At 69.5% G+C, this 18,023-nt stretch carries 11 protein-coding genes; 5 read left to right on the plus strand and 6 right to left on the minus strand.

The annotated features are described in order from the left end of the window. Window positions 1–30 precede the first annotated feature (30 nt). Entirely contained in the window at window positions 31–5,373 is a 5,343-nt protein-coding gene (locus AC3A3L_RS20440; RefSeq protein ID WP_487641878.1) for a peroxidase family protein, read from the minus strand. 312 nt (window positions 5,374–5,685) lie between these two features. On the opposite strand from AC3A3L_RS20440, the gene AC3A3L_RS20445 reads away from it, so the two are divergent. Then, complete coding sequence (locus tag AC3A3L_RS20445; protein ID WP_487641879.1) at window positions 5,686–7,104, plus strand: AfsR/SARP family transcriptional regulator; 1,419 nt, start codon at window positions 5,686–5,688, stop codon at window positions 7,102–7,104. A gap of 172 nt (window positions 7,105–7,276) precedes the next feature. Further along, on the plus strand, window positions 7,277–8,758 hold the full coding sequence (locus AC3A3L_RS20450; RefSeq protein WP_487641880.1) for a sensor histidine kinase: 1,482 nt from the start codon (window positions 7,277–7,279) through the stop codon (window positions 8,756–8,758). Between the two features lie 20 nt (window positions 8,759–8,778). Here the strand turns inward: AC3A3L_RS20450 and AC3A3L_RS20455 are convergent, their stop codons facing one another. Continuing rightward, window positions 8,779–9,741, minus strand: a complete 963-nt coding sequence (locus AC3A3L_RS20455; RefSeq protein WP_487641881.1) for a hypothetical protein — start codon at window positions 9,739–9,741, stop codon at window positions 8,779–8,781. A gap of 176 nt (window positions 9,742–9,917) precedes the next feature. Continuing rightward, entirely contained in the window at window positions 9,918–11,315 is a 1,398-nt protein-coding gene (locus AC3A3L_RS20460; protein WP_487641882.1) for a tyrosine-protein kinase domain-containing protein, read from the minus strand. A 236-nt stretch (window positions 11,316–11,551) separates the two neighbouring features. On the opposite strand from AC3A3L_RS20460, the gene AC3A3L_RS20465 reads away from it, so the two are divergent. Further along, entirely contained in the window at window positions 11,552–12,037 is a 486-nt protein-coding gene (locus AC3A3L_RS20465) for a hypothetical protein (protein WP_487641883.1), read from the plus strand. Window positions 12,038–12,047: 10 nt separating this feature from the next. Here AC3A3L_RS20465 and AC3A3L_RS20470 read toward each other — a convergent pair whose 3' ends face one another. Together AC3A3L_RS20470 and AC3A3L_RS20475 are read right to left on the minus strand one after the other, a co-directional pair. Beyond that, window positions 12,048–13,547, minus strand: a complete 1,500-nt coding sequence (locus tag AC3A3L_RS20470; protein WP_487641884.1) for a nucleotidyltransferase domain-containing protein — start codon at window positions 13,545–13,547, stop codon at window positions 12,048–12,050. Further along, entirely contained in the window at window positions 13,544–14,302 is a 759-nt protein-coding gene (locus AC3A3L_RS20475; RefSeq protein WP_487641885.1) for a hypothetical protein, read from the minus strand. The genes AC3A3L_RS20470 and AC3A3L_RS20475 overlap by 4 nt, the downstream gene beginning before the upstream one ends. A gap of 288 nt (window positions 14,303–14,590) precedes the next feature. On the opposite strand from AC3A3L_RS20475, the gene AC3A3L_RS20480 reads away from it, so the two are divergent. Continuing rightward, the gene (locus AC3A3L_RS20480; protein ID WP_487641886.1) at window positions 14,591–14,713 is read left to right on the plus strand and encodes a hypothetical protein; all 123 of its coding nucleotides are present in this window, start codon (window positions 14,591–14,593) and stop codon (window positions 14,711–14,713) included. A gap of 67 nt (window positions 14,714–14,780) precedes the next feature. On the opposite strand, the gene AC3A3L_RS20485 is transcribed toward AC3A3L_RS20480, so the two are convergent. Further along, complete coding sequence (locus AC3A3L_RS20485) at window positions 14,781–16,139, minus strand: helix-turn-helix domain-containing protein (RefSeq protein WP_487641887.1); 1,359 nt, start codon at window positions 16,137–16,139, stop codon at window positions 14,781–14,783. A gap of 350 nt (window positions 16,140–16,489) precedes the next feature. Between AC3A3L_RS20485 and AC3A3L_RS20490 the strand changes: the two genes are divergently transcribed. After that, window positions 16,490–17,998, plus strand: a complete 1,509-nt coding sequence (locus tag AC3A3L_RS20490) for a sugar transferase (RefSeq protein ID WP_487641888.1) — start codon at window positions 16,490–16,492, stop codon at window positions 17,996–17,998. Window positions 17,999–18,023: the final 25 nt, after the last annotated feature.

The raw sequence follows: 18,023 nt of genomic DNA on the forward strand, positions 1-18,023 counted from the left end.
CCTCGCGGCGGGGCCGTTTCGCGTCTCACGCTAGCGCCGGATCCTGACCGGCTTCGTGTGCACCCGGATCTTCTTCAACCCGGGCTGCTCGATCTTCAGGACCGCCTTGATCTTCTTGCCCTGGTCGGCGGTCCTGATCCGGTAGGCCTTGCCGGTCGCGCCCTTGACGCGCTTCCCTCCGACCTTCCAGGTGACCGTCACCTTCGCCTTCCCGGGCGTGGTGACCTCGGGGACCCTCACCCGGACCTTCTCCCCGACGGCTGCCACCCCGACCAGGCGCGGCGTCCCGTCGACAGTGACCGCTGACGGTTGCGTCGCCGGCGGTTGGACCACCGGCGGCTGGACCACCGGCGGCTGGACGACGGGCGGCGGCGTCGTGCCGAAGGCGACCGGGCCCATCAGGCCGGACGCCGCACCCGTCCCGGCCGCGTTGCGGGCGGCGACCCGGAACGTGTACGCGATGGCCGGGTCGGTGTCGAGGTTGCCCACCTGGATGCTGGACGCACTCGCCCCGGCGCTCCGGGTCCCTCGGACCGTTCCGTTGGCGTACACGGTCAGCGTGTAGCCGGCGATGGCGGCACCACCGTCGTCCACGGGCGGGGTCCACGTCACGAGGACGGAGGCCGGGCCAGAGACCGTCGCCGCACCGGCGAACGGTGCCGACGGCGCGGACGGACCCGGATCCGTCGGTCCCGTGATCGGGTTCGTCGGCAGCGACGTGGCGTTCTCCTGGGTGCCGTGGTCGTCGGTGTAGCTGGCGACCACCCGCAGCCGCCTGCCCGAGTGAGCAGGCTGCGGGACGAAGCCCGTGATGTTGAACGGGTTCGTCGCGACGTCGGTCCAGCTCGACGAGCCGACGTCGGCGACCTGCCAGATCCACTGGAGGGTCTCGCCGGCCTCGCCGAGGCCGTCCTCGTCCTGCAGGCCCGAGGCGCGCACCACCTGGCCGACGGCCGGGTCCTGCGTGCTCAGCACCGGCGGGACCGGCGCGTCCTGGACGTTGACCACCATCTCGGTCGTGGCCGGCGACTTGATGCTCCGGAGGACGTCTCCGTCGTCCATGAAGGTCACCTCGACCCGGAGCAGGTTGTCGACCTCGAGGTCACCGGGCGTGAAGGTCACGGTGCACTCGACGTGACCGTCCGCGTTGCGCCCGCAGTCCTGCGGGTCCTGCACGGCACCGGCCAGCCATTCCTCCCCGGTGTTGACGTCCTCCTCCTCGGCCATCAGCCAGCGGAACTGGACGTTGGTCGGGTCGTTCACCGTGATCTCACCGTCGAAGACCACGCGAGCGGTGATCGGCTGGTCCTCGGTCGTGGGCACGTCGTACTCGAGCGAGGCGGTGCCGAAGTCGCCACACGACTCCATCGGCGCCGGCCCGAGGACGAAGCAGCCGTCGTCGAAGTGCAGCAGCTCGATGTTGCGGATGACGTCCGAGCCCTCGGCCTCCTCGGCCTCGGCTTCGTCGCTGGCGTACTGCACCTTCCAGTAGCCGTCACCGAGGTCGGCGATCTCGTACGCCGAGCTCGGCGCGCCGTAGACGGCGATGTCGTTGTCGCCCTCGTTCGACGTCCCGACGATCTCGCGGTGGTACTGGATGTCCCCCGGGTCGATCGTGCCGTTGAAGATGCCGGTCTGCAGCGCGAGCGCCGACGGGCTGTCGTAACGCGTGCCGTCCACCGTGACGTAGACGTCCAGGTAGGCGTCGCCGTCGATGAAGTCGTCACCGACCCGTCCCTGCATCATGTCGCTGCCGCCACCACCGAGGAGCAGGTTGCTGACGCCATCGGTGTCGAACCCGACGGGCTGCTTCATGAACCGCTCCAGGTAGTTCTCGGCGTGACCCGGGTCGAGCATGTCGCGGAGACCGGCGATCTTGTCCACCGACTCCTGGGTCATCTTGTGCTCGTCGAGGTCGGGGACGTCGTCGATCTCGGTGCCCATGCCGCGCAGCACGTCGTCGCCGTCACCGCCCGAGATGCCCTCGACCAGGTCGAAGCGGTCACGGATCGCCTGCATGTCGGGCCGCTGGAGGGTGGTGAACCGCAGGTCCACGTCGACGCCGGTGGTGTCGCCGCGGTAGGTCACCCAGTCGTAGCCGTGCATGCCCTCCATGCGGTCGGTGCCCTGGGGGCGACCGATCAGGATGTCGTGGCCGCCCTCACCCTCCACGTCGTCGTTGCCGGCGCCGCCGTCGACGATGTCGTCGCCGCCGTGCGGGTTGCTCTGGAACTGGTTGGCGTTGTCGCCCTGCATCAGGTCGGCGTGCGCGCCCCCCTCGATCCAGTCGTCGTGCTCGCCGGCGAAGACCGTGTCACGGCCGTTGCCCCCGATCACCACGTCCCGCCCGGTGCTGCCGAAGACGGTCTTGAAGTCGTTGCCCGAGACCACGTAGTCGTGACCGTGGCCGGCGAGCAGCAGGTCGTCGCCCGACCCGCCCTTCAGGGCGTCGTTGCCCCACCCACCCTTCATGTTGTCGTCACCGAAGGTGTCGGTCAGGACGTCGTTGCCCGGACCGCCGATGTGGCTGTCGTTGCCGGAGCCGCCCTCGATGCGGTCGTTGCCCCCGTAGCCCCAGAGCGCGTCATCGCCCTGACCTGCCCGGATCCTGTCGTCCGCGTCCCGGCGGCCGTGGATCTCGATGTGCTCGTCGCCGTCCCACCGGTAGGTGCCGTCAGGCATCAGGATGAGGCCGGCCGGCAACGGGTCCGGGAGGTTCTCCAGGTCGATGTAGGGATCCTGCACCGCGAAGATGTCCGCCGGGAGCAGCGTGGCATCGGTGTTGCGCTGGATCAGACCGGAGAACGAGTTCCCCTCCAGGGCGGAGAAGAGCTGGTTGCCCTGGTTGCGGAACAGGTAGTAGAACCGGTCGCCGAACTGCAGGTCCTCGATCTGCTTCTCGAAGACGTAGTTGAAGGTCGAGCCGAGCATGCCACCGAACGGCTCGAGCGCCTCGGCGAGTCCGCCGATCCAGAAGTCGACCTCCTCGAGGCCGGTGGTCGTGTCGCCGCCCTCGTCGGCCCAGGCGCCGGTGCTCGTCATGAAGGCCTCACTGTCGGCCGGTGCGACGCCCGGGAAGTCCTCCCAGTTGACGATCTGGTTGGCCGCCTCGCGCTTGCCCGCGACGGTGCCGACGGCCTGGATCGTCGGGTGCTTGCCGTACGCCGCGACGAAGTTGACCAGCGAGGCGTTGGGGTTGGCCGACTCCCGACCGAAGTTGTCGCCGTTCTTCATGCCGAGGCCGAAGTCGATCCAGCTCTCGTACGGCTTCAGCATCGGGTCGCCGCTCTCCTCGAAGAACGTCTTGCGAGCCACCTGCAGGGGCGGGACGCCGACGTCCCTGGCACGGACCATGTTGATGGTCGCCAGGTCGAGGGGCAGCCCGAGCAGGTCGTTGCGCAGCGTGTCGATGACGTGCTCGTCGATCTGCCCGCCGACCTGGTTGGTCGTACCGTTGACCACTGCGCCGGCGGCCTGCTCCGGTGTCAGCGTGCCGTCGTTGTCGTACGTCCGTGGGTTGAGGAAGCCGTCGAGCAGGCTGACGTCCTCGACGCCCGGCACACCTGGCAGGTTGCGCTCGATGTCCTCAGTGAGCATCGAGTGGCCGAACCGGTAGACGACGTGCGCGTACTCCGCGACGATCGCCGGGTTGATGGTCGCGTCGTAGCTGTTCTCGTTGAGCACGATGGCGTCGATCGCCGGCTGGATCTTGCGGGCGAACTCCTCGAACACGAGGTGCTGGTACTGCATCTCGGTCGGGAAGCGAGCCGCCTGGAAGAGCCGCTGCTCGTAGGTCCAGTCGTCGGCCTCGGGGCCGTCGGGGAGCGGCTCGCCGAGCAGCTCGTTGTAGGTGTTGGACTCACCCATGAACGCGAGCTTGAGCTGCTCGTTCTCCGGCTTGTCGAGGACGTCCTCGATCGCCTCGGCCATCCGGTTGTGCTCGGAGTGGAAGATGTGGTGCACCGAGGTCAGGCCGATGTTCTCGTTGCCGCGGCCGTCACCGGTGACGAAGTGGTCGTCGAGCGCCACGTTGTCGTAGCCGCTCAGGTCGTTGGGGTCCTGGGTGGCGCCGTGGGCGATGTCGTCCAGGAACGCGTGGTTGGTGCGCGCGGCCCCTTCGGTGCTCACCGGGCTGTTCGGGTCGCCCTCGACCTCGGTTCCGTCCTGCATCTGGAGCACCGGGAACCCGTCGTCGCCGGGGATGAAGTTGCCGTAGGGGTCCACGTCGACCTGGGGGACGTTCGCGACGTCCGGGTAGTCGTTGTTGCCCGGTCCGGGGTCGCCCTGGGCGCCCAAGGCGATGCCGAGCACCTCGCGCGCCTGGCGCTTGACGTCGGCCCAGGTGGCCAGGCCACCGGTGCCGCCGCCCGGCAGCGTCCCGTCCAGCAGCTGGCCGGTGTCGACAGGGACGTTGGGCGTGGCCGGGTCATCGTCGTGGTCGCGCAGATCGTACTCGCGCAGGAAGACCTGGTGGGACGGGTGCGAGGTGTAGGTCTGGTTCTGGTCGATGAAGGGCGTCGTCTGGTTGTTGTGGACGTCGTCCTCGGTGCCGACCTGGCCGTCGGGGCCGGGGTAGCGGGTGGCCCGGGTCAGCATCAGGAAGTTGGTCGGGCTGCCGTCGACGTACAACGGGTCGTCCGGGCGCAGAGGCACCACCAGGGTGCCGTTGCCTCCCTTGTTGACCAGGTCGAGTCCGTGGTCGAAGAACTGGCCGAAGAAGGTGAACCATGCGTTGAACGGCGCCGACAGTCCCTCGTCGGGGGCGGTGTTGGGGACGAACACGTTGCCGTCCGCGTCGATCGAGGAACCGGGGGTGTTGGCGGCCGCGTTCTGTGCGGCGGGGTTGGCCACGGTCTGGTCCACGATCAGGTTGCTGATGACACGGGGCTCGGAGTCGTAGACGAAGCCCTGGCGCTGGCCGTAGCACGTCTCGCCGGCGGCACACATGCTGGTGTTGGCGGGGTTGTTGCCGGGCGCGCCGGGTGGGACTGACTCCGCCCGGCGCCAGCGGACCGGCAACTTGCGGGGGAATGGCTGGTCCGCCGCGCCGTAGTGGGGGTTCTCGAGGTTGTTGAAGGACCCGTCGACGGTTCGCAGGCCCAGCGGAAGGGCGGGATCGGGCACGCACTTGCCGGTGGTGTCCGTCCGCGTGGCGCAGAGCAGGTTGCCGCCGGCCGCGTGGGCCTCCGCGATCTGGATCTGCTTCAGGATGTGCTCGAGGTCCTCCTCGACCAGCACGAAGTCCGGGTTCGTGTCCTTCGCGCTCGCTCCGGGTGGTGCGACCAGGCCGGTCACGCCGGTGACCGCGAGGGCGGTCGCCAGTGCGCCGACCAGGGCGGTGCGGAGGTTCCGCCGGCCCGTCCGTGCGGGCATTCTCGTCAAGCTCATGATGATGACTCCCCTTGTGCTCCACCCTTGGACGGGTGACACGAGACCCCACTCGGCTCGCGTCTCGGCAGTGTGGGAACGCACGCGTGAACATCTCGTGAAATGAGGCACCCCGGTCTAGGCAGGCACCCCCCGGATGGGGTACAGCCGTGCGGAAACGCCCGCGGGTCCCCTGGGTGTCATGTCACGCTTGACTGCGGATGAGTGGTGCGACCGGGGGGAAGCATGGATCCAGCGGGCGAGAAGCCTGTCGTGAGGCTGTTGGGGCACGCCTGTGTGCAGGATTGCGCCGGCGGGGTGGTCGAACCCGACGCGTGGCGGACGGCGAAGTCGTTCGACCTGCTCAGGGTGCTCGCACTCTCGCGCGGCACGCCCGTGGCCTGTGACACGTTGGTCGAGCTGTTCTGGCCCGCTGCCGGCCCCGACCGGGGCGGGACCAGCCTCCGGACGGCTGTCGCCCACGTCCGCCGGGTGCTGGGGACCGAGAGCATCGTCCGTGTCGATCACGGACTGATGTTGGACGCCTGGGTCGACGTCGACGCCTTCTGGGGCCTCGCAGCCCGGGTGGAGGTGGCGCGGTCTGACGGCGTCCCCGCGCAGGTCGTCGAGCTGGCCAGGCAGGCCGAGGACCTCTACGAGGGCGACCTCGACGTCACGGGCAGCGAGTGTGCCCGCCTGCACGACGCGCGCGCTGAGCTGCGCGCCGAACGCATGGGTCTGCTCCTCGACGGCGCCGAGGCGGCCGGCAGGTGCGCCGACTGGCGCCAGTCCTTGGAGTTCGCCCAGCGGGCCGCCGGCATCGACGTCACCGACCGCTCGACGCGCGCCCTCATGCGCGCCTGGTACGCGTTGGGCGAGGCCGCGAAGCCCGTCGAGGAGTTCGAGCGGCTGCGGCGGCGACTCGCGGACGACTACGGCGTCGACCCGGCGCCGCAGACGCGGGCGCTCTACCTGGAGGTCGTCGGCTCGTGCGACGAGTGGCCCCCGCGCGAGACGGTCGTGGGTCGCGAGGCCGAGGTCGCGCAGGTGGTGTCTGCGGCGATGGCCTGGTTGCTGGATCCGGACCGAAGGGGCGGCGTCGTGTGGCTGGTCGGCGAGCCGGGATCGGGCCGTGACGCGGTCGCCGACGAAGCTGGTCGGACGCTAATGCTCCCGATCGCCGACGACTCGATCGACGCCGCCGACGACGGGTGCGCCCGCTCGCACATCGGACCGACACTGCAGCGGCTCGCCGACCAGGGTCCGTTGACCCGCGGGCTGGCCGACATGCTGACCGACCGCGCGCGCAGCCGCGGACGCATCTTCCTCGTCCCCGTCACCCACGTCGAGGAGCCCGCTGCCGAGGGGCGCGACTCCCTCGTCGGGGTCGGCCCCCTGGGCCGGGCGGACTTCGGTCGGTTGCTGGGTCTGGTGCTTCAGGCGAGGCCGACTCCCGACCTGGAGACCGAGCTCTTCGACGAGTCAAGGGGCCTGCCGGGCTTGGCGACCCAGGCGGCCCGTGCGCGCATCGCGTCCGGTGACCTGGTGTGGACGACCCGCGGCGTGGGAACTGCCAGGCGGCCGCGCGGTCGCTCGAAGATCGTCCCCACCCTCGTCTCGATCCCGTGGGCACTGCTCGGCGCCCTGGGCCTCCTCAACGGTGAGGGGGCGGTCGAGGCGGGCGCCAAGAGCAACGAGCTGGAGCAGCGCGAGCGGAGGCTCGTCCTTGCCCGCTGAACGACTGGTCCAGACCACAGGAGGGACGCCTCGCGCCGTGAGCGCGGGGCGTTCCTCTCATTTTCGCCACCATTCCCCCACACCCCGGTCGGCGGGCTTGTGGGCGTCCTACCGTGGCGGTCCGGGCCGTGTGCCGTCGTCTTGGGCTGTGTCGTGAAGAGCGGAGGTGGTGATGGTCGCCGAGATCGCACCCATCCCCGAGACCGACGAGCTCTGGCGCCTGACCATGGAGCACTCGCCCGTCGGGATGGCGATCGTGTCGCCGACGGGTGGGTTCATGACCGCCAACGTCTCCCTGTGCGACATGCTCGGCTACGAGGCCGACGTGCTCATCACGAAGTCCTTCCAGGACATCACCCATCCCGACGACCTCGACGCCGACCTCAGGCTGTTCGAGCAGACGCTGGCGGGCGAGATCAGCTCCTACCGGATCACCAAGCGCTACGTCCGCGCCGACGGCAGCATCCTGGTCGGCGACCTGTCCGTCGCCCTGCTGCGCGACCCGTCGGGCACCCCGATCCACTTCATCTCCCAGATCGTCGACCTCAGCGAGCGCCAGGCGTTCGTCGACCGGCTCGACGCCGCGGAGGCCGCCGCGGAGGCGGACCGTCGTACGGCCCAGGCGATCTTCGAGGGCGTCGCCGTCGGCCTGCTCCGCATCGACGCCGAGGGCCGCTACGTCGCCATGAACGCCCGCCACCGGGAGTTCCTCGAGCTCGCCTTCCCCGACGGCCACCACGGCCAGGCCGGGCAGGCCGGCTTCGCGTTCGACGCCGACCAGCGGCCGCTCGATCGCCACGACATGCCGTCGGTGCGCGCCTCACGCGGCGAGGAGTTCGACGACGTACGCATGTGGGTGGGGGAGCACCCGCAGTCGCGTCGTGCGCTGTCGGTCTCCGCGCGCCGGGTGCTCGACCGCTCGGGCGCGCTCGCGGGCGCGGTCCTCGCCTACCACGACGTGACCGACCTGGTGCGGGCGATGAGCGTCAAGGACGAGTTCGTCTCGACGATCTCCCACGAGCTCCGTACGCCGCTCACGGCGGCGCTGGCCTACCTCGAGCTGCTCGACGAGTCGACCGACGTCACGCCCGATGGCCAGCAGCAGGTGAGCGCCGCGCGGCGCAACATGCTCCGGCTCTCGCACCTGGTCGCCGACCTGCTCTTCACCACGCGGGTCTCGGCCGGCTCGCCGCTGGTCGACCCCTACCGCGTCGACGTCGCCGTCCTGCTCTGCGAGGCCGTCGACGCGGCGTCGCTCGACGCCGACAGCCGGGGTGTCCGGATCGACGCCCGCGTGCCCGACGCGCTGCCGGCCGTCGCCGACGGGATGCGGCTGCGCCAGGTCTTCGACAACCTGCTCGACAACGCGATCGCCTACAGCCGCGAGGGCTGCGTCGTGACGGTCGACCTGGCCGCGCGCAAGGAGCACGTCGTGCTCACGGTGACCGACGAGGGCACCGGCATCGACGCGAGCGAGGTGGAGCAGGTGTTCGGCCGGTTCTACCGCGGAGCCAACGCCCGCCGGCTCCAGGTGCCTGGCACCGGGCTCGGCCTCACGATCGTGCGCAGCATCGTCGAGGCGCACGGCGGCGTGGTGTCGCTGGAGAGCACCCTCGGCGAGGGCACCAGCGTCTGCGTGCTGCTGCCCCGCTGAGGCGGCCGGTCAGCCCGCCGTCAGGCAGGCGGGCGAGGGCCGAGGTCGACCCGGATGTCCTGGTCGACGATCTTGGACGCGTCCTCGCCCCAGCCGAACGCAGTCTCGTCCGTGGTGACGTCGACGGCGAAGCGACCTGCCTCGAAGAAGCCGGTGCTGTCATGGGTCAGCGTGACGCCGAACGCGCCCGGACCGCGGTGGGAAGCGTCGCCGGTCAAGGACGTGTGCGCCTCCTGGGTCGTGACGAAGCGCATCGTCCAGCCTCCGCCCCAGTGCCTGATCTCGTTGAGCGGATCGACCATCCACCCAGGCGCCAGGTCGGACACGGCCGGAGGATTCGGGTTGTTGTAGACGGCGGCCGGGACCGTCATGGCGACTCGGAGCCGTCCTACGGACGGCTGCGGGCCGCCCGTCAGGCGCACGCCGCTCGCCTCGACTCGCACGGCGGTGTAGGACGCCCACGCCGCCGACGCACTCACGGTTTCGACCGATGCGAAGCCGAGGTGCGCCACCGGGACGGGCGCCGGGTCGGACGCCGACGGGGCAATCGCGGCGCGCAGGATCGTCTCGTCGCCCCGGGTGCCCCGGAACTGCCCGGCGAGGGTGTCCTCGCCGAGGTCGAGGGTCGTGGTGAAGGGACCCGGCGTGACGGGGTAGGTCAGGGTGAAGGTGCCGTTGGGCAGCGGGGTCACCGTGCCGGGCGCGCCCGACGCGATGGCGACGGAGCCGAAGAGGTGTGCCTCTTCGATCCGGAGCGTGAGCACCCCGGCCTGGCCCGGAGCGCCCTCGACGGTCGTCGACAGCGTCAGCCGGTCGGGGGCCTGGTAGCTCGCCACCGGGGCGCTGATGCCCAGGGAGCCCGACGCGTTGGCGAACGCCGGCGCGGTCGTCGCGACGGTCACCGCGGGCAGCGACCACACGGCTCCCCGGACGACAGCCCGTCTGTTGAGCACGGTCGACCCCATGCGTGCCTGATCGGACACGGTGCACCCCCACGTCGGTGAAACCCGGCACCCCCACGGGCCGGTGCGGCGAGCGTAGGTCGACTTTCGCCCGTTGCCATCGGGCTGCAGGGAACGTGCGGGAAACCTTGATGTGGTCTGGTCCGCCCGGTGCAGACCTTCGAGCGACCGGGTGCCAGCGCGGGAACAGGGAGGGGTCAGTGGCGGTTCTTGCGCCGGCCGGCGGTGCTCTCGACGTAGTCGTCCGTGCCGTAGCCGTAGTGGCCGTAGTTGCCGGCGCCGACGGTGCGCTTGGAGACGCGGTTGAGGATGATGCCGAGCGGACGGGCGTTGACCGTGCGCAGGTGGCCCAGCGCGTTGTCGAGCTCGGTGTCGAGCGTCTTGCCGGCCGAGACCACGACGAAGGCACCGTCGGCCGCGTGGGCGACGACGGCGGCGTCGGTCACGGGCAGCAGGGGAGGTGCGTCGATGATGAGCATCCCCTTGGCGGTGAGGTCGGCGATCACGCTGCGCATGGCCTGCGACCCCAGGATCTCGCTGGGGTTGGGCGGGCGCGAGCCCGAGGTGAGCACGCTGAGGCCCTCGATGGTCGGGTGCGACTGGAGGGCGTCGGCCAGCTCGAGGCGGCCGGTCAGCACGTCGGTGAGGCCAACGGTGTCGTCGACACCGGCGGTGGCCGCGACGGTCGGTCGGCGCAGGTCGGCGTCGACGAGCGTCACGGCCTGCCCGGAGCCGGCGAGGGCGGCGGCCAGGTTGGCGGCGACCGTCGACTTGCCGTCGCCCTGCTTGGGGCTGGTGACGACGATCGCGCGCGGCGGGTTGTCGACGTCCATGTAGGACAGGTTGGTGCGCAGGCGGCGTACGCCCTCGGCGGCGAGCGCGGCGTTGCCGGTGGTCGTGCCGACGAAGATGCCGGGCGACTTGCCGACGTCGGGGACCGAGCCCACAACAGGTACGCCGGTGTCGCGCTCCACGTCCTCGCTCGAGCGGATGCGGCGGTCGAGCAGGCTGCGCACGACGGCGTAGGCGAGCCCGAGCAGGGCGCCGAGCACGGCGCCGAGGAGCACGTTGCGCTCGACCTGCGGCGACACGGGGCTCGTCGGCAGCTGCGCCGACTCCGACACCTCGATGCGCATGCCCTGGTTGCCGTTGGACTTGCCGGCCTCGATGCTCTTGACCCGCTGCGCCAGCGCGCCCACCCACGCGTCGGCGAGCTGCTGCGCCTCCTCGGGCGTGCCGGCGCGGGCGGTGATCGAGATGATGACGGTGTCGGGCGTCTGGGCGGCGTCGATGCGGCCGACCAGGCCCTCGGGCGAGGTGTCGAGCCCGAGGTCGTCGATGACGAGCGACGCGGTCTCACGGTCCTTCGCCAGGACGACGTACGACGCCGCGCGCGACTTGGACAGCGAGTCGTTCAGGCTGTCGAGGCCGGGGTCGCCGCCCCCGCCGGAGGTCACGAAGCCCGACGAGCTGGCGGCGTAGACCTTGGGCTGGATGCTGCTCCACCCGAAGGCGGCCAGTGCGGCCACCAGGATGAACGCCGTGACGGCGATCCAGTGGTTGCGCAGGATGCGCAGGTAGTCGGCGAGCTCCACCGGATCCCCTTTACTTTCCCGGATGTCTTGAGAAGCGTAGGTGCCGTCGCGCGGGACGTCCCGTGAATCGGGCGGTCCGTGGAGAAGTACAACATTCATCGAGGAAACCCTCATTCGAGTAAAACTCGGCGGAGTTCGAGATTTCGCTGTATAGCCTTCCGATCACCCGGACGGCACGAGTCGACCGGCAGTGGTCGGGGGGCGACCACTCACAACTTCAGGTGGGGGCACCAGAAATGAGCGATCAGCTCACCAGTCAGTCACGCTCGAACGAGAGCGGCATCACCCGTCGGACCGCGCTGCGTGGGGCAGCGTGGTCCGCATCGGCGGTCACCGTTGTCGTGGCGACGCCGAACATCGCGGCCGCGTCGCCGGGCGTGACGCCGAAGGGGAGCGCGAGCGGCTCAGTCACGCGTAGCAGCGGCAACGGCGATGTGTTCACCTTCAACACAACGCTGACGAACACCGGGACGACGACTTTCACGAATCCCACAGTCGTCATTTCGTGGAACGGCGTGACCCGCACGTTCGCGCTCGGCGCCTCGATCGCGGCCAACGGCTTCGCGCGACTGCCCAAGCTGGGCGACTCGGCCGTTTCCTTGGGTACCTCGCAGGGCGGGACTGTCACCATGACGTTCTACGCCGGAGCGCCTTCTGGGACACCGCTGAAGACCCTGACTTTCCCGAACGTCGAAAAGGGCAAGACCGTCGTCGGAGCCTGACGGCCCTCCGCTACGTTTCCTCGGGCGCAGTCTCCTGCTTGACGCTGACGCGAGACACCGCGCCCGCAGCACGTTTGCCGAGCAGCCGAGGCGCCGCTGCCATGAAGTGCGGAGACGATTCCTCGGCCGTGATCCACGGGGGTAGTGCACTCCTGCTCAGCAGGCGGATGACCTCCCGCGGTGACGCGTGTGTCCGCGAGACCCCACGCAGGCCAAGGAGGAAGTTGATCCCTGGAATCGCCAGGGGTCGGTGCGCCGGAGCTGTGGTTACCTGGTTGCGGAGGACGGCGCACCAGAGGTCGTCGGTCACAGCTCGGGCAGCCTCCTCGGCGACCGGTGGCGCACCGGGCGGTGCGCCGAACGCACGAACCGCCAGGCCGAGGGACAGAAGCTCGTCCCCGCGAAGCGGGCGATCCACGCTGGTCCAGGTGTCCCGCCGCGACGCGATGACGTGCAGGTCGAGCAGGCTCCGAAGCCACCTCCACCGATCCTTTGCAGCGTGGCCAGCGGAATGCGCCAGTGCGTCATAGGCGGACAGTGTGGGCGTCGGGCGCCCATCCACCGTCACGACCTGACGTCGCGTCCACAAGGTGTCGAAGTCCGGGAACGTGCCGCGGGTCGGCACCAGGTGCCAGTGCAGATCGACGTCGGTACTCGGGCCGCTGAGCAACAGCTCGTTGCCAGTACGGACGAGGTGGCGCCACGCCCACGACGGGCCTGGTCGCGGGTACCCGGGCGCCGGTGCCCAGCCAGCAGAGGCGAGCACTTCGTGAGCTCGCTCGAGGTCTGTTGGAGCTACAAGCACGTCGAGGTCACCGGCCCCGCGGAGCGAGAAGTCCCCGTAAGCCTGGGCCGAGAGGGCCACCCCCTTGAAGGCGAGCGCTCGGATGTCGGCGTCGCGAAGTGCCGTCACGACCACGGACAGGTCGGCCGCCAGCGCAACCGCCCCCGCGTGCTGGCGGCCGGCCGCGGCCCCCAACTCGGATCTCGCTTGAGCTGGGATGTCGAGTCGGTCGAGGTTCGCGGCCAAGTAGGGAATCACATGGTGCTGACGTGCTGCTCCGACCAGGAGGCTGGGACTCAGCCCTGCAGGCGGCGTCCAGTGATGGTCGTCGTCCGAGCGCACGTGACGCAGAGCGTCCCGCAGTGCTGCGACCGCCGCGGTCGATTCGTCCGTGAAGGCGTCCGGCCCAGACCGATGGCTGAGGAGCGCCGAACCCTCGTCGTCGTCAGACCCGTCGTCCTCAATGACCACCACGACCCGGTGTGCGACGAGGTCCCAGAGCTGCTGCTCGGTGAGGGCCTCAGCCGACGCACCTCCGTCGGGCGGACCGAACGTGGCGACCACGTGACGAGTGATTGCTTCGAGCGTGACGTCCGCGCCGTCGGGCACGGCTTCGAGGATCGTCGTGGCGATCGGCGACAGCCCGAGGACGCTCTCGTCGACCATGACCACGCTGCGGTCGTCCTCGACGTAGTGATCGGTCAGCACCCCGCGCCTGACGATCACGACTCCACCGCCAAGAGCCCAGTGAGGACGGGCGCGAGGTCCACCGACTCGGCGTACCGCACGTGTCGGGCCCCGCCCACGAGGTGGATCAGCTCGGCCAGGCGGTGGAGCGGCTTGTCCATGCTGGGCAGGTAGGACGACTGCGGCGCGATGGCCGCGATGGCGTCCACCGTCTCGAGCAGCTCGACGGTCGGCTGACCCTCGTGGTGAGGATCCCGCTCGATCACCAGCAGCGCGGCCAGTCGGCACTCGCGCTCGGTGGTGAGCAGCCCGAGGTCTGACGGGGCGACCTGCTTCTTGAGGTGTCCGCCGTCGATGATCGACAGCGGCTTGCGGTAGGCAAGAACGACCCCGTCCGTCGTGATGGCGGACGTCTCGTCGGTGAGGTAGGCGAAGGTCTTGCCCAAGGTCACCGAGGCGGTCGTCTTGCCGGTGCCCGAGGCCGCCACGAGCACGGCCGTCCGGCCGCTGGTGGGGTCGGCGAGAGCCGCGGCGTGGAGCATGACGAGCTCGCCGGCCCTGGCGTCGATCGCGGCGGTGGTGACGGCGGGGGACAGGTAGTGGAGGGCGCTCCCGACATCCGAATTGAGGGCCTGCACCTCGCCGGTGGTGGGCTCATCGTCCGTCAGCGCATCCTGCCACGCCGCGAGCACGGGCTCGCGGAGCGCCGGCGAGGCGCGCACCGGCACGACCACACCGAAGGCCGCGACGTGGGCGACCACGTCGTCGGATCCACGATCGTCGGTGCTGGACATGCGCGCCACCCTAGGCGGATCGGCCATGACCTGGCTGGGAAGGCAAAGAATGGGCCCCCCGCGTGGGGTGCGGGGGGCTCCGGGCGCTCCGTGGGGTGAAGCGCATCTCTTTGGCTCGTAGTGGGGGGCACTTGACGAGCGAAGACATCTCGGCGGGGGCATTTGCCAATCTGTCTTGACTGAGTTTGCCAGACACGGCGCGTCCGCGCAGCATTTTTGACACAATCGCCGCGAGCGAACGATTCCCCTGTCTCGCTCGGTCAGCTCACACCCCACATAGGAGTCCCCATGAAGAACATCGCTCGCATCGTCGTTGCCGCCACCGCCGTCGTCAGCCTGGCCGGCATGGCTGCTGCTCCTGCGACCGCGGCTCCCAAGGACGCCCAGCAGCGCAACGTGTGGTGCTGCTGATCTGCACGGCTGATCAGAGCTTGGTCGTCTCGACTTTCTTGCGTGCGGCCCGAGACCGCACGGCCCTTCACACGCTGGTCGGAGAGACGACCGTTGTACGCGTGCGGAGCCCTGTCGAGGCCGCCGCGCGACGGTAGGCGTCGCGGGCGGCCTCGGCCAGGTCCACGCTCTCGAGGAGACCGGCCAGGTCGAACCACAGCTGGGCAGCGGCCTTGTCGGCACCGATGGCGGAGAGGCGAAGCACTGCTTGCTGGTAGAAGTTGGCTGCCTCGTCCATTCGTCCTTCGGCAGCGCACGTACGGCCTGCCAGGGTCAGCGCTTCCGCCTCGGCAAGCGGGGCGTGCCCGCTTGAGGTCACCTCGACCTCGCCGATCAGGTCTCGGGCCTGCTCGAGCTCGCCTGACAGGTAGGCAGCCCGGGCCAGGCCGAGCAGGGTCCAGGCACGATCCGTGGGAGAGGCGCTGCTCCATTCCATCTCGGTGACCGCTCGGGTCAGGTTCTCGCGGGCCTCGGCCACTGCGGGCGGGTCGAGCTCGAGCTGCAACCGGCCGACCTCGGTGCGCAGGCGAGCCAGGTTCCGAGCGTCCTGGCCCTCGCTCAGTAGTGACAACGCGCGCTCGGCGAGCGGCACCGCAGCTGCGATGTCTCCGCGGTTCGCCTGCATGACGCTGGCGTTCCAGTACGCCGAAGCGCGGGCTCGCGGAGAGTCGAGCGTCTCCGCCTGGGCGATGGCCTTGCTACACAGCCGCACGGCGTGCGCTGTGTCACCACGCTCGAAGTAGGCGGCCGCGACCGTGACCGAGAGCTGGACCGCCTCGTCACTGGCGTCCAGGCCCGCCGTCGAGAGCTGCGACAGCACCTCCTCGCCGCTGGTGATCGCACGGCCGAGGTCGCCGGTCTCGCGGTGGATGCGGCTGAGCGCGATGCCGGCCTTGATGCGGCTGACGCCGCTGACGGTGCCGTCCTCGAGGAGCGTCTCGAGCTCGATGATGGCGTCGTCCTCGCGACCGCTCGCCTCCAGTGAGCGAGCGTGGAGCAGCTTGGCGCGATCGCGCAGGCCGGTTCCGGCCACGTCGCCCACCCGGCTCAGGGCGGCGTCGAGGTGCTTGGCAGCCTCAGCCGGCTCTCCGGACTCGAGGGCGAGCTCGGCATAGTCGAGCGAGAGGCGCACCTCGTCGGGATCCTGGCCGGGCTCGACTGCCAGCAATGAGTCGACCGTCACGTCGAGTCGCACGGCGAGCGCGTCGAGTGCCTTCACCGTGGGCTTGCGAGCGCCCGTCTCGAGGCGGGAGAGGTAGGCGACCGACATCGTGTCGCCGACCACCTCGCCTTGGGTCAGCCCCCGGGCGACACGGATCGAGCGAAGCCGACGACCCAGCTCGTGGGCGTCGGCCTGGGCGAGCAGTTCGGCCTGACGTGCGTCCATTCGGCCATTGTGGGGGTCGGGCGAGCAGAGTTGTTGAATTCTGGCAAAAAACGGTCCTCAGGTTTGCCGCTCTAGTCCCATGTGACCATCCGCGCTAGGTGCGTCGAACTGGTCGGCTCGTCTGCCGAAGCGTCGCTGCACACCTATTTACCCCCATAGGGGTGGGGGGCGAGTAACTGGTGAGGAACAGCACACCTCACATACGGTTCATGTTCGTTCAACTTTCCACGAGCTGGCCCGAATCTCGCTTAGCGTATGCATGTCAGTCAGGGGTTGGTTGACGCAGCTGTCCCGGGGGGTCTCGGGGTCCAAGTCATCCGTGGGGGATGCAAATGTCGGTAGTCAGTCGTGTGCCCGAAGCAGTGATGCCTCGTGCAGAGGTAACGCATCGATCGATCCAGATCGCGAACACCGAGCGGGACGGCGCAGCTGTCGACTGGCGTCGACGACACGCGCGTGCCCTCCTGATCGGGGACCTCGTCGTGCTCGCGCTGGCTGTGGGCACCGCGCAAGTCGTTCGATTCGGGGTGTCCTCGGACCGACCGGTCAGCGGTCTCGGTGCTTCATACGCCGTCCTCGGCGTCGCGCTCGCGGCGACGTGGTGGCTGTCGTTGCAGATGCACCAGGCGCGCAGCCCTAAGGTCGTTGGTCACGGCTGGGAGGAGTACCGACGGGTTGTCGTTGCGACGTTCCGTGTCTTCGCGATTCTGGCGATTGCCTCGGTTGCCCTGCAGATGGACGCTTCCCGCCTCTACCTGGCGACCGCGTTCCCGCTCGGACTCGTGGGCCTGCTGATCGAGCGCAAGCTCGCCCGGGTTGGCCTGCACCGAGCGCGAGTGCGGGGCGAGGCGGCCGAGAAGGTTCTGGTCATCGGCGGAGAGCGAGCCGCAGCAGAACTCGCTACGTGGTTCGCCAAGCACAAGACTGCCGGCTACGAGGTGTGCGGCGTGTGGGTCCCTGGCGAGAGCCACCCGCTGGCCGCGATCATCGGAGACGCGCCGCGAGGTGTCCCCGTGATGTCCTCCGGGGCGGACTTCACCGAGGCCCTCGCGCGGTCCGGCGCCACCACCGTCGTGGTGACGGACACTGAGCACCTCGGGCACGAGTCGCTTCGTGACCTTGCGTGGCAGCTCGAGGGGTCGAACATCGACCTCATCCTGTCCCCCAACGTCCTGCACGTGTCGTCGTCCCGCCTTTTCCTGCAGGACGTGTCGGGCATGCCGATGCTGCACGTTGCCGAGCCGCAGTACGCCGCTGCCGCAAGGCTCAGCAAGCGCGTCTTCGACATTGTCGGGGCGTTGATCCTGCTCGTGGCTGCTGCGCCGCTCTTCATCGCCACCGCGGTTGCGGTGAAGATGTCGAGCCCCGGCCGGATCTTCTACGGACAGGAGCGCATTGGTCGTGACGGTCAGCGTTTTGGGATGATCAAGTTCCGCTCGATGCGCTCCGACGCCGACAGTCAGTTGGCTGCGTTGCTCAAGGCGGAGGGCAAGTCCCTTGCTGAGCTCCCGAAGTTGGCGAAGGACCCGCGGGTCACACGTGTGGGGTCATTCATCCGGCGCTACTCGATCGACGAGCTTCCCCAGCTACTCAATGTCGTCAAGGGCGACATGAGCCTGGTAGGCCCGCGCCCTCAGCGCGACTTCGAGGTCGCACAGTACGACCGCATCGCCGAGCGGCGACTCACCGTGCGACCCGGGATGACGGGTCTGTGGCAGGTATCAGGGCGCTCTGACCTCGCGTACGCTGAGGCGATCAACCTGGATGTCCACTACGTCGAGAACTGGTCGATGATGAGCGACCTCATGATCCTCTGGCGCACGGCCCGCGCGGTCGTCGCGTCCGATGGTGCGTACTAGCCTCATCGCAGGTCGTCGGCATGAC

The organism is Nocardioides sp. Soil_C_8 (genome assembly GCF_057656315.1).